The sequence below is a fragment of the Nocardioides sp. NPDC087217 genome, from assembly GCF_044744805.1.
Classification (GTDB): Bacteria; Actinomycetota; Actinomycetes; order Propionibacteriales; family Nocardioidaceae; genus Nocardioides.
In genome coordinates this window covers 822,068-837,058 of the sequence record NZ_JBIUZB010000002.1, presented here as the reverse complement: position 1 = coordinate 837,058, position 14,991 = coordinate 822,068, and the positions used below count along the sequence as shown (strand labels likewise).

Annotated in this window: 18 protein-coding genes; 10 read left to right on the top strand and 8 right to left on the bottom strand. The window is 68.4% G+C overall.

Going from position 1 to position 14,991, the window contains the following annotated elements; all coding sequences use genetic code 11:
* Positions 1-25 precede the first annotated feature (25 nt).
* Entirely contained in the window at positions 26-466 is a 441-nt protein-coding gene (locus ACIO3S_RS11415; RefSeq protein WP_400463135.1) for a hypothetical protein, read from the top strand.
* Between the two features lie 27 nt (positions 467-493).
* Here ACIO3S_RS11415 and ACIO3S_RS11410 read toward each other — a convergent pair whose 3' ends face one another.
* Entirely contained in the window at positions 494-862 is a 369-nt protein-coding gene (locus ACIO3S_RS11410; protein WP_400463132.1) for a VOC family protein, read from the bottom strand.
* 62 nt (positions 863-924) lie between these two features.
* On the opposite strand from ACIO3S_RS11410, the gene ACIO3S_RS11405 reads away from it, so the two are divergent.
* Complete coding sequence (locus ACIO3S_RS11405) at positions 925-1,377, top strand: MarR family winged helix-turn-helix transcriptional regulator (RefSeq protein ID WP_400463129.1); 453 nt, start codon at positions 925-927, stop codon at positions 1,375-1,377.
* A gap of 22 nt (positions 1,378-1,399) precedes the next feature.
* Here the strand turns inward: ACIO3S_RS11405 and ACIO3S_RS11400 are convergent, their stop codons facing one another.
* From ACIO3S_RS11400 to ACIO3S_RS11385, 4 genes are all read right to left on the bottom strand, one after another.
* A complete protein-coding gene (locus tag ACIO3S_RS11400; protein ID WP_400463126.1) occupies positions 1,400-2,059 on the bottom strand; it encodes a hypothetical protein in 660 nt (219 codons plus the stop codon).
* Between the two features lie 270 nt (positions 2,060-2,329).
* Positions 2,330-3,571 carry a DUF222 domain-containing protein gene (locus tag ACIO3S_RS11395; RefSeq protein ID WP_400463123.1) on the bottom strand — a complete coding sequence of 414 codons (1,242 nt, stop codon included), beginning with the start codon at positions 3,569-3,571 and terminating at the stop codon, positions 2,330-2,332.
* 559 nt (positions 3,572-4,130) lie between these two features.
* Positions 4,131-5,207: an acyl-CoA dehydrogenase family protein gene (locus tag ACIO3S_RS11390; RefSeq protein ID WP_400463120.1), complete on the bottom strand. Its 1,077-nt coding sequence runs from the start codon at positions 5,205-5,207 to the stop codon at positions 4,131-4,133.
* 74 nt (positions 5,208-5,281) lie between these two features.
* Positions 5,282-6,484: an acyl-CoA dehydrogenase family protein gene (locus ACIO3S_RS11385; RefSeq protein WP_400463117.1), complete on the bottom strand. Its 1,203-nt coding sequence runs from the start codon at positions 6,482-6,484 to the stop codon at positions 5,282-5,284.
* A gap of 84 nt (positions 6,485-6,568) precedes the next feature.
* Here ACIO3S_RS11385 and ACIO3S_RS11380 point away from each other — a divergent pair, with 84 nt between their 5' ends.
* The 5 genes from ACIO3S_RS11380 to pcaD all read left to right on the top strand — a co-directional run bounded on the left by ACIO3S_RS11380 (position 6,569) and on the right by pcaD (position 10,688).
* Positions 6,569-7,738 carry a Rieske 2Fe-2S domain-containing protein gene (locus tag ACIO3S_RS11380; protein WP_160023357.1) on the top strand — a complete coding sequence of 390 codons (1,170 nt, stop codon included), beginning with the start codon at positions 6,569-6,571 and terminating at the stop codon, positions 7,736-7,738.
* On the top strand, positions 7,738-8,043 hold the full coding sequence (locus ACIO3S_RS11375; protein WP_165111934.1) for a hypothetical protein: 306 nt from the start codon (positions 7,738-7,740) through the stop codon (positions 8,041-8,043). Before ACIO3S_RS11380 ends, ACIO3S_RS11375 begins: the two co-directional genes overlap by 1 nt.
* Positions 8,033-9,082: a 2Fe-2S iron-sulfur cluster-binding protein gene (locus ACIO3S_RS11370; RefSeq protein ID WP_400463112.1), complete on the top strand. Its 1,050-nt coding sequence runs from the start codon at positions 8,033-8,035 to the stop codon at positions 9,080-9,082. The genes ACIO3S_RS11375 and ACIO3S_RS11370 overlap by 11 nt, the downstream gene beginning before the upstream one ends.
* A gap of 149 nt (positions 9,083-9,231) precedes the next feature.
* Positions 9,232-9,813, top strand: a complete 582-nt coding sequence (locus tag ACIO3S_RS11365) for a hypothetical protein (RefSeq protein ID WP_160023363.1) — start codon at positions 9,232-9,234, stop codon at positions 9,811-9,813.
* A gap of 92 nt (positions 9,814-9,905) precedes the next feature.
* Positions 9,906-10,688, top strand: coding sequence for a 3-oxoadipate enol-lactonase (pcaD, locus tag ACIO3S_RS11360; RefSeq protein ID WP_400463108.1), 783 nt, complete (start codon positions 9,906-9,908; stop codon positions 10,686-10,688).
* A gap of 17 nt (positions 10,689-10,705) precedes the next feature.
* Here the strand turns inward: pcaD and ACIO3S_RS11355 are convergent, their stop codons facing one another.
* Complete coding sequence (locus tag ACIO3S_RS11355) at positions 10,706-11,443, bottom strand: SDR family NAD(P)-dependent oxidoreductase (protein WP_400463105.1); 738 nt, start codon at positions 11,441-11,443, stop codon at positions 10,706-10,708.
* A gap of 63 nt (positions 11,444-11,506) precedes the next feature.
* On the opposite strand from ACIO3S_RS11355, the gene ACIO3S_RS11350 reads away from it, so the two are divergent.
* A complete protein-coding gene (locus ACIO3S_RS11350; RefSeq protein WP_400463102.1) occupies positions 11,507-11,896 on the top strand; it encodes a winged helix-turn-helix transcriptional regulator in 390 nt (129 codons plus the stop codon).
* A gap of 3 nt (positions 11,897-11,899) precedes the next feature.
* Here ACIO3S_RS11350 and ACIO3S_RS11345 read toward each other — a convergent pair whose 3' ends face one another.
* Positions 11,900-12,355, bottom strand: a complete 456-nt coding sequence (locus tag ACIO3S_RS11345) for a nuclear transport factor 2 family protein (RefSeq protein WP_400463100.1) — start codon at positions 12,353-12,355, stop codon at positions 11,900-11,902.
* Positions 12,356-12,369: 14 nt separating this feature from the next.
* Positions 12,370-12,855 carry a nitroreductase/quinone reductase family protein gene (locus tag ACIO3S_RS11340; protein ID WP_400463097.1) on the bottom strand — a complete coding sequence of 162 codons (486 nt, stop codon included), beginning with the start codon at positions 12,853-12,855 and terminating at the stop codon, positions 12,370-12,372.
* A gap of 46 nt (positions 12,856-12,901) precedes the next feature.
* On the opposite strand from ACIO3S_RS11340, the gene ACIO3S_RS11335 reads away from it, so the two are divergent.
* Both ACIO3S_RS11335 and ACIO3S_RS11330 read left to right on the top strand, forming a co-directional pair.
* Complete coding sequence (locus ACIO3S_RS11335) at positions 12,902-13,786, top strand: TIGR03619 family F420-dependent LLM class oxidoreductase (RefSeq protein WP_400463094.1); 885 nt, start codon at positions 12,902-12,904, stop codon at positions 13,784-13,786.
* Positions 13,783-14,949 (top strand): hypothetical protein, encoded by a 1,167-nt coding sequence (locus ACIO3S_RS11330; RefSeq protein ID WP_400463091.1) that lies wholly within the window; start codon positions 13,783-13,785, stop codon positions 14,947-14,949. Before ACIO3S_RS11335 ends, ACIO3S_RS11330 begins: the two co-directional genes overlap by 4 nt.
* Positions 14,950-14,991 lie beyond the last annotated feature (42 nt).

The following is a 14,991-nucleotide window of genomic DNA, read 5'->3' as shown; positions in this document are numbered from 1 at the left end:
GCCGCAGCGCCGTGAGACTCGTCGCATGCTCGCATTCGACCGCCCGGCCAGTGTCCGCTGGCGTATCACGCGCGTGCCCTGGTTCCCCGTGACCACGGCCCTCGCGTCCGTCGTGGCCCTTCTCGCCGTCGGGAATCTGGCGCTGAACTGGCTGGACGTCTATCTGGTCTTCTTCGGCGAACAGCCGGAGATCGACCCGGCGAACATCGCCGCGTACCGCCTCTGGGGTGCGATCGCGCTCGCCGCGCTACTGTGCGGCGCGGTCGCCCACATGCTCAACCCCGACCGCCGAATGCTCGGGACCTTCTGGCAGGGCCTGGTGATCACCGTCGGCACGGCGATGGTCCTGCTCTGCTACATCCCTGGCGCGGTGGATCTACCGGCACCGGAGGGGGAGGAGGACGGCGGTTATCGCGCCCCACCCTGCTACTCCGGCGGTGACAACGACGAGTGCGTCGGTGGCTGACACGGCAGGCCGTCCGTTGAGCTGCCGTCAGCCGCGGTCGTGAAGCGTGATGTGGTAACCGTCGAGGTCGGCGAAGGTGAACGTACGCCCGAAGGGGCCGTCGATCGCCGGGGAGGTGATGGTGTGCCCATCGGCGACGAGAGCATCGTGGATGGCCTGGACGTCGGTGGCATGGAGCCAGATCGCAGCACCGATACCCGGCTGAGCGACGGACGCGAGATCGGTGCCCGGCACGACTTCGCGAAGCGCGAACGCGATCGGCTTGGTCTCGAAGACGACGGCATGCGGAGGCCCGGTCAGCGAGCGGACGAGGCCGAGGTAGTGCTCGTAGAACGCCTGCGACGCGTCGAGGTCGCGCGCCTGCAGGGAGATGAAGTCGGGGCCGGTGACGGGCATGGTGATGCTCCTTCAGTGTGTGTCAGTTATCTGACACGATGAAGCTATGTCAGAATACTGACATGAGTCAAGACGGCGTCGACCTGGACAAGTCGCTGGGCTACCTGCTGAAGGAGGCGTCAAGCGCTCTGCGCGCCGCGATGGAGGAGGTGCTGCGCCCCCTCGGGATGAGCGTCACCCACTACGCATGCCTCGAACTGCTGGCGCAGCGGCCCGGTCTGTCGAACTCCGAGCTCGCTCGAGGGGCATTCGTGACGCGCCAGACGATGAACGTCCTGCTCCGCGCTTTGGAGCGAGGCGGCGACGTGACCAGGCCGGCGGAAGCCCCCGTCGGGAAAGTCCTCCCCACGCGGCTCACGCATCAAGGAAGGCGGAAGCTCGAGGAGGCCACCGTCGCGGTTCGCTCTGTCGAGGTCAGAATGCTGACCGGCATGAGTCCGGCCGATCAGTCCGACGCGTTCCGGATCCTGCAGGGCATGATCCACGCCCTACGTGATAGTAGTGACGGCGCCTGACTGCTCTGCAACTTCGAGGAGCCTATGGCCGGACGCTTGAAGCCCGCCAGAGCGCGGCGGCAAGCCAGAGGGCCGCGAAGGCGACGAGTACGCCCCAGACGATCCGCCCCGCGTGCGGGAGGAAGAACTGGGGGAGCATCGTGACCAGGAGAGCGGCCAGCGGGACGGCGCTCCAGCGGGGGAGGGACCCAGAGCGCCAGACCGCGATCGCGACGAGCACGGCAGCGACGGCGACGAGCACCAGTCCGATCAAGAAGATGGTCATCGCGGTCGGATCGAGGCGAAAGTCGTTGCCCACGTCGGTCAAGCTGGCGTCGCCGTCGGCCACTGCACGCTCGCCGATGGCCTTGAGCCCGTAGACCTCGGCGCCGTAGTAGGAGATTGTCAGACCGGAGCCGATGGAGCCAATGACAGTGGCGAGGTGCGCGGTCCCCTCCTGCGGCGTCCCGTCGAGAAAGCCACGAATCGCGCCATAGCCGAGCGGGAAGAGAATGAGGCCGACGATGGCACTGACGTGCGCGATGCTCCAGCCGGCGGAGGCCCACGCCGCCGCGCCGTCGAGCGTGGTCTCGTCGGCACGTGGGGCAACGACCTCATAGACGGCAAAGAGGATGCCGGCGATCGCGAACGCTACGGCGCCCATCCGGATGCGACGGTCAGGGTAGGTGTGGGGGACGGTCACTGCAGAACTCCTCGGTGGGTGCGCGAGAGCAGTGCTCGCAATTGTGAGCGATGATGACACGCATCGGCGTGCACCGCACGCGATTTGATCGGCATTCGTCCGAGACGGATCCGGGTGGCCTCCGGCAGTGGGCTGATACGACCTAGCGCTATCGCACACAGTGTTGATTTGGCGCGATACAGCACAAACGGCCGGGACGACGAAGCGGAATCGCGTCCATGCGCGTGTCCATGGGCAGGCGGTGATGCGGCCGTGCTGATCCTGGGATCTCTACGTGCGTCGCGTGAAGCGGATGTCGCCGTTGGGTAAGCGCTCGTGGAGGTACGCGGCGTCGTGGGCGCGGTGGTGGTGATGGGAGCAGAGCAGGGCGGCGTTGTCGAGGTCGGTGGCCCCGCCTTGGGCCCATTCGAGCCAGTGGTGGGCTTCGGCCCAGGTGCCGGGGATGTCACAGCCCTCGGCCTCGCAGGTCGCTGAACGCAGCAGGAGGGCTCGGCGTTGGGCGGCGGTGAAGAAGCGTTCCTTGCGGCCCAGGTCGAGGACCTCGGAGGCGCCGCCGAGGACGGCGGGGATGATGTTCGCGGTGCAGGCCAGCCGCCGGGCTTCGGCGGCGGTGATCGGGCTGCCGCCGATGATCTGGGCGATGCCGGCGTCCTTGCGGAGCTGGTCGAGGTCGATGGTGACGATCACCGTGGTCGCATCGCCGCCGTGGATCGGGAGCCGGGCTGGGTCGAGGGTCTCCAGCAGTTGGCAGAACGCGCGTCCCAGGCGGTGGTCGTAGGGTAGGTAGTCGCCTGTGTCGGTGCGGGTGCCGTCATCGCGTCGGGGTGAGGCGAAGGCCTCCAAGGTGGTGGCCAGCCGGTCCGCGGCCGCATCCGGGATGACCGCGGTGATCCGGGTGGTGCCGTCTCCGAGGCGCCGCATGGCCAGGCGTGTCTTCTTGCGGGAGTGGGCTTCCTCGGCGGCGAGCCGTTTCGCTTCTTCCGCTTCGGCGATCTCGGGCGCGATCACATCGAGGATCCGGCGCCCCAGACGACGCAGCTGGGTGGGGTCGAACCGGGTCGCATAGGCAACCAGGGCCTCTTCGGCCTTCGTCTTGATCTCGGGGTCGAGATCGGCCGGGAGGTCGTCGAGGGCGTTGACGATGACGTGGGCCTGGGCCGGGTTGCAGGCACCGGCCCGCATCGCGGCCCCAATCAGCCCATAAGAGCGGTCCAGGGCCTCGGCGAGGCGCAGGTCGGCGCGGAGGGTTTCGGGGCGTTGGTGGGTGTGGTGATGCAGCCACGCCGCCACATCCCGCGCGGCAGACTCGGCGGCGACATCGTCAGCGGTGGCAAGCACGCGCAGTTCGAGCTCGGCCAACTGGGCCTTCGCGCGAGCGATCTCGAGCAGCGCGGCTGCCTTCTGGCCGGTGGCCATGAACGAGGGGTTCGCCTGAGCAACTCCCTCGAGGGCGCCGGTGACTGCGACCACGGCCCCCAGCACGGGGTGCTGAGGTTGCTGCAGCATGGTCATCGAACCGGTCACCTCCCGACGTACGAACTCTTCACACCCGCTGATGCAGGTGTGTGTTGGTTCGCTGGTCTCGGAGGCCCGGCAGTACGGGCTATTACTTACCCTCGCAGCTCAGCGTTCACGCCCCTGGTTCCCCTGGATTACCCCACCCCCGTTGTGTCTCGGGTGGCTGGGGCACGCCTCTTTCGAGGTGGTCGGCCTTCACGTTTACGCCTGCGCCGAGCCTACCACACAAGACAAAACCAATGAACCCAATCAGGGACAGATATCCCCAACAAACCCAGACCGCTGCTGGAAGCCCGCAAGACAGGTAAATGGCACCCAACCCAGACACCCTGCTTCTAAATCTCCCAACCCAAACCCGGTATTGGCCCCACCCGTGCTGGAACCCAAGCACGAGACCAAACAGACACACATCCGAATGAAGACCCGGACCAGTCAATAAGCCAAAGCGCTATCGCACACCAAAGTCGCTCGCGGCGATACAGCACAAACGCCAGCCAAGAAAGGGAGAGGGCTCCGGCAGGCGCCGGAGCCCTCTCAAGATGTCGGTGAAGAGTCAGGATGCAGCGATCGATCGCCCGATCCGCAGCGCCTGCTCGGATGCTCCGCCGAAGACGAACTCGAAGCGCTTGGCCGTCGTGAAGTAGCGATGCGCTTCGCCGTCGAGGTCGATGCCGACACCGCCGTGGACATGGACGGTGGTGTGTGCGAGACGGTGGGCGGCGTCGGCGGCCCAGAGCTTGGCGACGGCGACCTGGTCGGCGGCAGGGAGGCTGGAGGAGACGCGCCAGGCGGCCTGCCAGAGGGTGAGCCGTTGGGCGAGCACGTCGATGAACCCGTCGGCCAGCCGCTGGGAGACGGCCTGAAAGGTGCCGATGGCGCGGCCGAACTGCTCCCGGGTCTTGGCGTACGACGAGGTGAGCGAGAGGGCTCCTTCGGTGACGCCCAACAGCTCGGCGGCCGCCGCCACGGTCAACAGCGAGCCGAGCCGGGCAGCGGTCGAGGAGTCCCCGATCCGACGGGCGGGGGCCGAGGCGAACGAGACCAGGGCGGTGACGTCGCCGTCGCTGGTGTGCTGCGCACGGCGGTCGACGCCTTCGGCAGATGCCTCGACCAGGAAGACCCCGACGGTGCCGTCCGCGGATGCCGCGGTCACCAGGAACGTATCGGCGATCATCCCGGCCCTGACCAGCGTCTTCACGCCGGTGATCGTGTCCCCGGTGGCGACGACCATCGGGACGTCGGGCAGGTGGGAGTGCTCCTCGGCGACCGCGGCCGTCAGCACCCGCGATCCGTCGGCGACGCCGGTCAGAGCGTCCGCCGCGGTCTCGGCAAGCAGCAGGCCACACGGCCCATGCACCGCGAGCGGCACCGGCGCGACCCGCCGCCCGGCCTCGACCAGTACCCGGCACAGCTCGATGAGTCCGAGCCCGGCGCCGTCGTACGTCTCGGGCAGATGCAGCCCGAGCAGGCCGGCCTCGCCGAGGGCGGACCAGAGGGAAGTGTCGAAGCGGCCGCGGTCGCCGGCGGCCGCCTCGACCGTACGCAGCCGCTCGACCGAGGTCGCGTCGCCGATGATCTTGGCCGCGAGCTCGGCGGCGTCGTCGGATTCGGTGGTGAAGGAGAAGTCCATGGTGTTCTCGCAATCGACTGTGTTGGTCTCGACACGCTCGCTGGCGCTCGCGGCTCGACCGACGGGTGGTTGGGTCAGCGCTTGGCGGCGGGGAGGCCGAGGCCCACATAGCCGATGATGTCTCGCTGGATCTCGTTGGTGCCGCCGCCGAAGGTCATGACCAGCGAAGAGCGGTGGAACCGCTCGAGGCGGCCGGCGAGCACGGCGCCGGGGGAGTCGGCGGTGATCCCTGCGTGCGGTCCGACGATCTCCATCAGCGTCCGGTAGACCTCGGTCGCGAGCTCGGAGCCGTAGACCTTGGTCGCCGACGCCTCGGCCGGCGAGAGCGCGACCCCGTGGTCGGCGTCCGAGGCGAGCTTCCAGTTGATCAGCGAGAGCGCCTCGATGCGCGCATGTGCTCGTCCGAGAGCCAGCTGGACCCACTCGGCGTCGATCACCCGGCTGCCGTCAGGGAGCACGGTGGTCAGCGCCCACTCCTTCATCAGTCCGAGCGAGTGAACCAGTGGTGCCGCCGAGGTCAGCGCAACTCGCTCGTGGTTGAGCTGGTTGGTCATCAGTGCCCAGCCCCCGCCGCGCGAGGAGACGAGGTTCGACGCCGGCACGCGGACGTCGGAGTAGTAGGTCGCCGAGGTGCCGACCCCGGCGACGGTCTGGACGGGCGTATAGGAGAACCCCTCCGAAGATGTCGGCACCAGGATCATCGACAGCCCCTTGTGCCGCGACGCCTCCGGCTCTGTGCGGCAGGCGAGCCAGATCCAGTCCGCATACTGGATCAGCGAGGTCCACATCTTCTGGCCGTTGATCACCCACTCGCCGGTGCCTTCGTCGAGCACCGCGCGAGTCTGTAGCGAGGCAAGGTCGGTCCCCGAGCCGGGCTCGGAGTAGCCGATCGAGAAGTGCAGCTCGCCAGCGAGGATCTTGGGCAGGAAGTACTCCTTCTGCTCCGAGGTCCCGAACCGCATGATCGTCGGGCCGACAGTGTTGAGCGTGAGATAGGGGATCGGCACCCCGGCCACGGCGGCGGCGTCGGTGAAGATCAGCTGCTCCACCATGGAGCGGTCCTGGCCGCCGTACTCCTTCGGCCAGCCGATCCCGAGCCAGCCGTCCGCGCCGATCTGCCGGATGGTCGAGAGGTAGACCTCTTTGTCGGCCTCGTCCCCGAATTCGCCCGATGCCCGCGCGAGCGCAGTACGACGCTCGGGCGTGACCAACTGGGCGAAATAGGAGTTGAGCTCTGAGCGAAGTTGCTCCTGGGCGGGTGTCAAGGCCACATGCATGTGATAAAACTAGAACAGGTTCTACCCATTTGAACAGGGTCTAGCGAATAGGGCCCAGCGAACAGACCAGCGGAAGGTACGACGATGGCCGACCCCACCACCCAGACCCGCACGCTCGACCACGGCTCCCAGCCGGAGCGCTTCGCGCGCGGTTGGCATTGCCTGGGCCTGGCCAGCCAGTTCAAGGACGGCAAGCCCCACGCCGTCGAGGCGTTCGGCGGCAAGCTGGTCGTCTGGGAGAACACCAAGGGCGAGCTGGGCGTGCTCGACGGCTACTGCCGCCACATGGGCGGCGACCTGACCCAGGGCACCGTGAAGGGCGACGAGGTCGGCTGTCCGTTCCACGACTGGCGCTGGGGCGCCGACGGCCGCTGCAAGCAGATCCCCTACGCCCGCCGCGTCCCGCTGCGAGCAAGAACCAAGGCGTACGAGACCGTGATCCGCAATGACTCGCTGCTGATCTGGCACGACCCCGAGGGTTCGAAGCCCGACTACGACATCCTGCCGCCGGAGCTGCCCGACGTCAGCAACCGCGAGGTCTACACCGACTGGATCTGGAACACCGTCCCGATCAAGGGCAGCCACTGCCGCGAGTTGATCGACAACGTGGTCGACATGGCGCACTTCTACTACGTGCACTTCGCCTTCCCGACCGACTTCCGCAACGTCTTCGAGGACCACATGGCCACGCAGTACATGGCCTCTCGAGGACGTCCGGACGTGTCCGGCGGCTACGGTGACGCCGAGATGTTCCTCAAGTCCGAGGCGACCTACTACGGCCCGGCGTACATGATCAACTGGCTCGAGGTCGACTACAAGGGCTTCGTGACCGAGGTGATCCTGATCAACTGCCACATCCCGACCGGCCCCGACTCGTTCCTCCTGCAGTACGGCATCACCGTCAAGAAGCCCGAGGGCCTCGACGACAAGACCGCCAACTTCATCGGCAAGAAGTACGCCGACATGTTCGGCGACGGCTTCCTCCAGGACGTGGCGATCTGGGAGAACAAGGCGCCGGTGCAGAACCCGCTGCTGTGCGAGGAGGACGGCCCGGTCTACCAGCTGCGCCGCTGGTACGAGCAGTTCTACGTCGACGTCGCCGACATCGAGCCCGAGATGCGTGCCCGGTTCGAGTTCGAGGTCGACACCACCAAGGCCAACGAGTTTTGGCACGAGGAGGTGGCCGAGAACCTGCGCCGGATCGAGGCCGAGAAGGCCGAGAACCCTGAGTCGAGCGACGCAGGGGTCAGTTGATGGCCTCGTTCGTCCCGACGTCGCAGGACACCGTCGAGGACCAGCGGCTCTACACCCAGGCCCGCCTGGTCGAGGTGGAGTGCCTGGACTGTCTCGCCCGGGTCGGGGTGAAGAAGAACAGCGAGCACCAGACCTCCGTCCAGTGGACGGCCGAGGCGCAGGCACAGTGTCCGGATCTCGTACGCCGCAAGGCCGCCGCCGACGGCGCGCGGCTCGTCCACGCCCGCTGCCCTCGCCTGGCCGCGTCCATCGAAGCAGCCGTCGCCGACGGCCGGATCCAGATCGGAGCCGAGGATGGCTACTGACTCTTTCCTGCTGCCCGTCAGCGACGTGGTCAAGGAGACCGACGACGCCCACTCGATCGTCTTCGAGCTGCCCGACGATGTGAGGCATGCGTTCCAGCCGAAGCCGGGGCAGTTCCTCACCGTCGCCGTGCCGAGCGACCGTGACGGCCTGGCGGCGCGCTGCTATTCGCTCTCCAGCGCCCCGGGCGACCCGCTCACGGTCACCGTCAAGCGCACCGTGGACGGCTATGCGTCCAACTGGATCTGCGACAACCTTCGGCCCGGCGACACGCTCCGCGTGCTGCCACCGAGCGGGATCTTCACCCCTGCCGACATCGACGCCGACTTCCTGCTCTTCGCCGGCGGTTCGGGCGTCACCCCGATCATCTCGATCGCCCGTACGGCCCTGCGCGAGGGCACCGGACGGATCGTGGTCTTCTACGCCAACCGCGACGAGCGCTCGGTGATCTTCGCCGAGGAATGGGCACGACTGGCCGCCGAGCACCCGGACCGCCTCCAGGTGGTCCACTGGCTCGAGTCGGTCCAGGGGCTGCCCACCGGGGAGCAGCTCAAGGCGTTCGCGGCCGACCGCCTGACGTACGACGCCTTCGTCTGCGGGCCGGCGCCGTTCATGAAGGCGACGATCGCGGCGCTCAAGGAGCTCGAGTTCCCGCGGGCGCGGCGGCACCAGGAGAAGTTCGCCTCGCTGGGTGGCAACCCGTTCGGCGAGGTCGCCCCGGTCAAGGAGACGGAGACCGAGGTCGTCGACGACGGACCCAAGCAGCCCGCCACGCTCGAGATCGAGCTCGACGGCACCACCACGACGTACGACGACTGGGACCCGGGCACTCCGATGCTCGAGTTCCTCGAGGCGAAGGGTGTGAAGGCGCCCTACTCGTGTCGCGAGGGTGAGTGCTCGGCGTGCGCGTTCCGGCTGCTCGAGGGTGAGGTGAAGATGGTGCGCAACGACGTGCTCGAGCAGGAGGATCTCGACGACGGGATCCGGCTCGGCTGTCAGTCGCTGCCGACCACCGACACCGTCCGCGGCACCTACTCCTGAGGGACTCGCCGGAGACACAGATCACCAACCGGTTGCCAGGTCGAGGCGCGCGGCGCGATAGTGTCGCGCTGCCCGAACCACATCCCACCGAGTCACCCCGAGGAACGTCGTCGGCTGACCGGTAGGGCTCAAGCGAGGTTTCCCCCAACGTGTTCAATCGCAACTTCTACGCCGCCCAGGACGATCGGCGCTTCGTCGTCGGCTATGCCCTCGACCTCGGTTTCCGAGTCTTCGATGCCTACTCGGCACCTGGCCAGCCGTTGACCGAGATCACCACGACGGCATCGGCCTCGCTGCTCGCCGCGAGGCCCGCGTTCAAGCTGTACGCCCCCAACACCGGCCCGGAGCCGGTGATCACCAGGGTCGAGCTGGAGGAGTCGGAGTTCGGTCCCTCGGCCTTCGAGTACCGGTGCAACGGCTGGGGTCTGATCGGGCTCAACTTCGGCGGCGTCGTCGGTCTCGGCGGCCTCGGCTGGAGCACGCTCAACACGATGGCCGAGGCCCGTGCGGCTCGCTGGCACGCGGTGGAGCCGATCGGTGCCGCTCCGTCGGAGTGGAACTGGCCGGCTGTCGACGACGCGGCGATCAAGATGTTCGAGGCGATCGCCTCGATGGCCGGGTCCGCCGTGGGCGACAGCCCGATCCTGGCTGCCGCGGGCCAGCTCATCAAGGACAAGGGCCTGCTCTACGAGTCCGGTGGCGGGCTGCACGCGCGTCCGGGTCTCGGCTGACCAAGCCGCGCGGCGATTGATACGCCGGGCGTATCAATCGGCCGGGAATCGATACTTCCCAACAACAGGTCGGCGATCCTAGATTCTCGGGCATGGACGCCACCTACGAGCCCGTCCGAGTGCACCACGTCGTCTCCGGCCGGCCGGACGGTCCGGTGGTGGTGCTGTCCAACTCGCTGGGCGCGACGCACGCGATGTGGGACGAGAACCTGCCCGACCTCGAGCGGCACTTCCGGGTGGTGCGGTACGACACCCGGGGACATGGTCGCTCGCCGGTACGTCCCGGCCCCTACGTGATCGACGACCTGGCCGGCGACGTCGTCGCACTCCTCGACCGCCTCGGCGTCGAGCGGGCCCACTTCGTGGGCCTCTCGCTCGGCGGCATGACCGGGATGCGCCTCGCCGCCCGCCACCCCGAGCGCGTCGACCGCCTCGTCCTGCTGTGCACCGGCGCTCATCTGACGCCCTCCTCCGCCTGGCGCGACCGGGCCGCCACGGTGCGAGCCGACGGCACCCGAGCCGTCGCCGAGGCGGTCGTGGCCCGCTGGTTCACGCCGGGATTCCTCGAGACGAACCCCGAGGTGAAGGTGACCTGTGAGGCCATGGTCGCCGCCACCCCGGACGAGGGCTACGCCGGGTGCTGCGAGGTCATCGCCGCCATGGACCTCCGCGCCGACCTTCCCGCGATCAGCGCCCCGACCCTGGCCATCGCCGGTGCCGACGATCCCGCCACGCCGCCCCCGCACCTGGAGGCCATCGCCGGCACCGTCCAGGACGGCCGCCTCCTCGTCGTCCCGGACTCGGCGCACCTGGCCAACGCCCAGCAGCCCGAGACCATCACCCGTGCCATCGTCGACCACCTCGAGGCGCGTTGACGGACCCCGGAGCGACGTCAGCCCCGTGTCTGGTCCTGCGTGAGCACGTCGAAGACCACCTCGTCCTCTGTTCCTGACGCCAGCCGCCAGACCGCGTCGGCGAGCTCGTCGGGGTCGAGGGTGGCGTACGGGGCGGGTGTGGCGGGGTCGGTGAGCATCCGGTGGATGTCGCCGCGCTCGATCAGGCCGCCGACGACGAGGGAGCCGACGTGCACTCCGTCCTCGGACGCGGCGGCGAGGGTGCGGGCGTAGGTCCGTAGGGCGCCCGAGGCGGGGGCGTAGGGGCCGAGGAACGGCAGGGGGACGAGCGCGCTGAGTCCTGAGACGTACACCAGCGCGCCGCTGCCGCGCGAGCGCATCGTGGGGAGGGCCAGGTTGGCCACCTCGACGGCCGGCTCGAGGGTCTCGGCCATGGCGCGACGGATGTCGGCGGGCTGGGTCTCGAGGATCCCGAGCATCGGTGCGCTCAGGTTCTGGGCGCCGGGTCCGTGATAGACGACGTCGATCGGTCCCAGCGCCGAGGTGATCTCGGCGAGGGCATCGGCGGCGGCACCTGGCGCCCGTAGGTCGGCGGCGACCGCGACAGCGGGTACGCCGCTCGCCGACAGCTCCTCGAGATAGGCCGGGTGCCGGTCCGTGCTGCGTGAGACCAACCCGACGGCGTACCCCTCCTTGGCGAACCTCCTCGCCACCGACATGCCGAGGCCGGGGCCGGCGCCGAGGACCGCGATCGTGCTCATCTTCTTCTCCCTCATGGATAGGTTGCTGATGTCAGCAACCCTCGCCGCCCGGCGGCGTTCGCGGAAGAAGGCACTTCAATGTCAGATGGGAACACCGATGTACCCCGGCACATCGTGAGCGCGGCGCTCGGGCCCGGCCTGCCGCAGAAGGTTCCGGCGGGGGAGTACGAGACCTGCCCGGTGACGCAGGCGGTGCAGATGCTCGGTGACAAGTGGACGTTGCTGATCGTGATGATGCTGGCCGAGCGCCCGCATCGCTACAACGAGCTGCGGCGCCGGGTCGAGGGGATCAGCCAGCGCATGCTCACCCGGACGCTGCGCGTCCTGGAGCAGGAGGGGATCGTGACGCGTACGGTCTTCCCGACGGTGCCCCCGGGGGTGGAGTACGGACTCAGCGACCGCGGCCGGGAGCTGCTGGTGCCACTCGGCGAGCTCGCGGACTGGGTGATCCGGGGCCGCGCTGCCTGAGGCTCAGAAGCCGCGGGTCCAGAAGACCTCCTCGTGGAGGTGGCGCGAGCGCCAACCCTCCGGCGTGCGCACGAAGCTGTGCCGGTAGCGACCGCCCACCTCGACGACGCGCTCGCCGCCGGACCCGTCGGAGATGACCATCGGGTTGTCGAAGTACGCCACGACCTCTGCCGAAGCGAAGCCCGAGGCATTCGGTTCCGCGCCATCGTCGGTGAACGTGATGCCGACCTGGCCGATCGTGTGCAGGCGCTTCTGGGAGAACGCGGGCAGCATCTCGGCGAGCCACTTCTTGACCTCGGCGAGCTCGCCGACCGTACCGCCGGACTCGGAGTAGTCGATCGTCGCGTCGGCGGCGAAGACCGTGTCGAGCGCGTCCCAGTCGCCGTCGTCGACGGCCAGGGTGTAGCGGGTGAGCGCGTCGGTGATCTCGGCGCGGTCGATCAGCTCTTGAACGTCCATGACAGGGGTCTCCTTCAGCGGGGCGAGAGGACGATGACCGGGATCTCCCGGTCGGTCCAGGTCTGGTAGGTCTCGAAGTCGGCGTACGTCTCGAGCAGCCGCGGCCACAGCGCGGCCCGCTCCTCGGAGTCGGCGATGCGTGCCCGGACGAGCCTTCGCCCGCGACGGGGGACGCGGACCGCGACGTCGGGCTGCGCGCGCAGGTTGGCCACCCACTGCGGGTCCTTCGGAAGACCGCCCTGGGATCCGACCACGACGAGATCGTCGCCCGAGCGCATGAACAGCAGGGGGGTGGTGAAGGTGCGGCCCGACTTGCGGCCGATGTGCTCGAGCAGCAGGACGGGAGCGGGTTTGCGCCAGCCGGCCATCACCCGCCAGGTGCCGCCGATGCGGCCGTTGGTCAGCTTGAACAGCGCGGTGTTGGCGCGGGCGCCGTACTTGATGATCCTCGCCGTCAGCGGCGAGTCGAGGCCTGCGGGACGTTCGAGAGAAGGCGACATGACGAACACTCTGGCAGAAACTTAGAACACGTTCTAGTGTTGGCACATGCGCTTCACCTATGCCGAGGCAATGACGCAGGCCGACTACTACGCACCGCTGGCCCAAGCGGCCGAGGCCGCCGGCTACACCAGCATGACGGTGGCCGACAGCCTGATCTATCCCGAGGAGTCCGACTCCACCTATCCCTACACCGATACCGGCGACCGGGAGTTCCTGCAGGGCAAGGAGTTCATCGAAGCGTTCATCCTGTGCGCCCACCTCTTCGCGGTGACCACGACGCTGCGCCTGACGCCGTTCGTGGTGAAGCTGCCGGTCCGCCCGCCGGTGCTGGCCGCCAAGCAGGCCTCGAGCCTCGCCTTCCTCTCCGGCAACCGGCTCGGACTCGGCGTCGGCCTGTCCCCGTGGCCGGAGGACTTCGCCGCCCTCGGCGTCGACTGGAAGCGCCGCGGCAAGCGGATGGACGAGTGCATGGACATCCTGCGCGGCCTGACCGATCCCTCCGGCGACTTCTTCGGTTATGAGGGCGAGTTCTACGAGTTCGCGCCGCTCCAGCAGCGCCCCGCGCCGACCGAGAAGATCCCGCTCCTCGTCGGCGGCCACGCCGACGCCGCCCTGCGCCGCGCGGTGCTCAAGGGTGACGGCTGGATGCATGCCGGCGGCGACGGTGAGGAGCTCGACCGCCTCCTGGTCCGCCTCGCCGAGATCAGGCGCGAGGAGGGCGACACCCGGGACGACTTCGAGGTCCACGTGATCAGCTACGACGCGTACGACCTCGACGGGATCAAGCGGCTCGAGGACAAGGGCGTCACCGACTGCATCGTCGGGTTCCGTGACCCGTATGTGAAGGGCGCTGACCCCGAGCCGCTGGAGAAGAAGATCAAGCATCTGGAGTGGTACGGGGAGAACATCATCGCGAAGGTTGCGCAGTGACCGAGCAGAGTGCGGCGTACGGCCTGACCGAGCCGCTGCAGCGGGCGATCGCGGAGGCGGAGGAGCTGATCGCGAACGCGCCCTTCATCCGGACCGAAGCCGATCGTCTCGAGGGATATGAGTACCTCTCCGGCCGGATCCGGATGGCGATGCAGACGGCGTTCGACTACGACCTCGAGCAGCCGCTCTTCGTGAACCCGACCCACCAGTTCTCCAAGCAGGGCCTGGACAACCCCGACGCGATCTACTTCAGCGCCTACCTGAGAGAAGGCGTCGAGTACGTCGTCCGCGGCCGTCGCGGGACCAGTGCCGACCTCTCCTTCCAGGTGATGGGCGGCGCCTACACCGCGGACTCCGCCGCGACCAGCCTCATGGCCTTCGACGACCGCAAGCTCCAGCTCGACGACGACGGATCCTTCGAGTTCACATACACCGCCGAGCCTGGCGCGAAGACCCTGATCGTCCGCGAGGTCTTCAACGACTGGGAGACCGAGACCCGCGGCTCGATCACCATCGAGCGCCCCGACACCCTCGGCCGGCCGCGCCGCCCGCTCACCCAGGAGCTGCTCCGGAAGAAGTACGAGGTCGCCGCCCGGTCGCTGACCGGCTCGATCCAGACCTGGTTCGCCTTCCCCCAGTTCTTCCAGTACAAGGAGCCGGTCAACACGCTCACCGTCCCGGCGCGCACGCCCGGCGGACTGGAGTCGCAGTTCTCCTCGATCGGTCACTACGAGCTGGCCGAGGACGAGGCGCTCGTGGTGGAGGTGCCGCGCTGTGACGACTGCAGCTACCAGGGCATCCAGGTCGGCTCGGACTGGTACGCCTCGACCGACTATGAGACCCACCAGACCAGTCTCACCAAGGCGCAGGCCGTCACCGACCCCGACGGCGTGATGCGCTTCGTGATCTCCGAGCGCCCACCCCTGGGCGGCAAGCCGATCGCGAACTGGCTCGAGACCACCGGCCACCGCACCGGCTCGCTGATGCTGCGCTGGCAGCGGCTCGAACGTGACCTCATCGCCGCCGACGGACCGGTGGTCCACAAGGTGGGTATGGGTGAGGTACGCGACCTGCTGCCGCACACCGAGACCCTGAGCCCCGGGGGGTATGCGGAGCGGATCACCGCACGTCAGCGGGCAGTTGCGCGCAGGATGCTCAGCTGAGAGGGGGCGCGACGCGAAGGCGTAGGACGCCTATGATTGCCG

Coding starts and splice junctions, on each gene's coding strand:
- ACIO3S_RS11415 (WP_400463135.1), top strand. CDS start 26: ATGCTCGCATTCGACCGCCCGGCCAGTGTCCGCTGGCGTATCACGCGC.
- ACIO3S_RS11410 (WP_400463132.1), bottom strand. CDS start 862: ATGCCCGTCACCGGCCCCGACTTCATCTCCCTGCAGGCGCGCGACCTC.
- ACIO3S_RS11405 (WP_400463129.1), top strand. CDS start 925: ATGAGTCAAGACGGCGTCGACCTGGACAAGTCGCTGGGCTACCTGCTG.
- ACIO3S_RS11395 (WP_400463123.1), bottom strand. CDS start 3,571: ATGACCATGCTGCAGCAACCTCAGCACCCCGTGCTGGGGGCCGTGGTC.
- ACIO3S_RS11390 (WP_400463120.1), bottom strand. CDS start 5,207: ATGGACTTCTCCTTCACCACCGAATCCGACGACGCCGCCGAGCTCGCG.
- ACIO3S_RS11385 (WP_400463117.1), bottom strand. CDS start 6,484: ATGCATGTGGCCTTGACACCCGCCCAGGAGCAACTTCGCTCAGAGCTC.
- ACIO3S_RS11380 (WP_160023357.1), top strand. CDS start 6,569: ATGGCCGACCCCACCACCCAGACCCGCACGCTCGACCACGGCTCCCAG.
- ACIO3S_RS11375 (WP_165111934.1), top strand. CDS start 7,738: ATGGCCTCGTTCGTCCCGACGTCGCAGGACACCGTCGAGGACCAGCGG.
- ACIO3S_RS11370 (WP_400463112.1), top strand. CDS start 8,033: ATGGCTACTGACTCTTTCCTGCTGCCCGTCAGCGACGTGGTCAAGGAG.
- pcaD (WP_400463108.1), top strand. CDS start 9,906: ATGGACGCCACCTACGAGCCCGTCCGAGTGCACCACGTCGTCTCCGGC.
- ACIO3S_RS11355 (WP_400463105.1), bottom strand. CDS start 11,443: ATGAGGGAGAAGAAGATGAGCACGATCGCGGTCCTCGGCGCCGGCCCC.
- ACIO3S_RS11350 (WP_400463102.1), top strand. CDS start 11,507: ATGTCAGATGGGAACACCGATGTACCCCGGCACATCGTGAGCGCGGCG.
- ACIO3S_RS11345 (WP_400463100.1), bottom strand. CDS start 12,355: ATGGACGTTCAAGAGCTGATCGACCGCGCCGAGATCACCGACGCGCTC.
- ACIO3S_RS11340 (WP_400463097.1), bottom strand. CDS start 12,855: ATGTCGCCTTCTCTCGAACGTCCCGCAGGCCTCGACTCGCCGCTGACG.
- ACIO3S_RS11335 (WP_400463094.1), top strand. CDS start 12,902: ATGCGCTTCACCTATGCCGAGGCAATGACGCAGGCCGACTACTACGCA.